This window comes from Variovorax sp. J22R115 (assembly GCF_030317005.1).
Classification (GTDB): domain Bacteria; phylum Pseudomonadota; class Gammaproteobacteria; order Burkholderiales; family Burkholderiaceae_C; genus Variovorax.
The window spans coordinates 1-1,193 of the sequence record NZ_JASZYM010000059.1 but is presented as its reverse complement, the minus strand read 5'-3'; the positions used below and the strand labels follow the sequence as shown (position 1 = coordinate 1,193).

Sequence of the window (1,193 nt, the reverse complement as noted above, 5' to 3'; positions counted from 1 at the left end):
AGAAAATGGCAAAAGGAAAATTCACCCGTACGAAGCCGCACGTGAACGTGGGCACGATTGGTCACGTGGACCATGGCAAGACGACGCTGACGGCGGCGATTGCGACGGTGCTGTCGGCCAAGTTCGGCGGCGAAGCGAAGGCCTATGACCAGATCGATGCGGCGCCCGAAGAAAAGGCCCGCGGCATCACGATCAACACCGCGCACGTCGAATACGAAACGGCCAACCGCCACTATGCGCACGTGGACTGCCCGGGTCACGCCGACTACGTGAAGAACATGATCACCGGTGCCGCCCAGATGGACGGCGCCATCCTGGTGTGCTCGGCCGCTGACGGCCCGATGCCCCAGACGCGCGAGCACATCCTGCTGGCGCGCCAGGTGGGTGTGGGCTACATCATCGTGTTCCTGAACAAGTGCGACATGGTCGATGACGCCGAACTGCTCGAGTTGGTCGAAATGGAAGTCCGCGAACTGCTGGACAAGTACGAATTCCCGGGCGACGACACCCCGATCATCCACGGCTCGGCCAAGCTGGCGCTGGAAGGTGACAAGGGCCCGCTGGGCGAGCAAGCCATCATGAAGCTGGCCGAGGCGCTGGACACCTACATCCCCACGCCTGAGCGCGCGGTGGACGGTGCGTTCCTGATGCCCGTGGAAGACGTGTTCTCGATCTCGGGTCGCGGCACCGTGGTGACCGGCGCGGTCGAGCGCGGCGTGATCAAGGTTGGCGAGGAAATCGAAATCGTGGGCATCCGCCCGACGGTGAAGACCACCTGCACCGGCGTGGAAATGTTCCGCAAGCTGCTGGACCAGGGCCAGGCGGGCGACAACGTGGGCGTGCTGCTGCGCGGCACGAAGCGCGAAGAAGTCGAGCGCGGCCAGGTGCTGTGCAAGCCCGGCTCGATCAAGCCGCACACGCACTTCACCGCCGAGGTGTACGTGCTGTCGAAGGACGAAGGCGGCCGTCACACGCCGTTCTTCAACAACTACCGTCCGCAGTTCTACTTCCGCACGACCGACGTCACTGGCGCGATCGAGCTGCCCAAGGACAAGGAAATGGTCATGCCCGGCGACAACGTGTCCATCACGGTGAAGCTGATCAACCCGATCGCGATGGAAGAAGGCCTGCGCTTCGCCATCCGTGAAGGCGGCCGCACCGTCGGTTCGGGCGTCGTGGCCAAGATCCTCGAC

The 1,193-nt window shown here is 63.9% G+C and carries 1 protein-coding gene; it reads left to right on the top strand.

From position 1 onward, the window contains the following. Nucleotides 1-5 precede the first annotated feature (5 nt). Nucleotides 6-1,193, top strand: a 1,188-nt coding sequence (tuf, locus tag QTI04_RS34175) for an elongation factor Tu (protein ID WP_286619637.1), incomplete at its 3' end; no start/stop codon positions are given.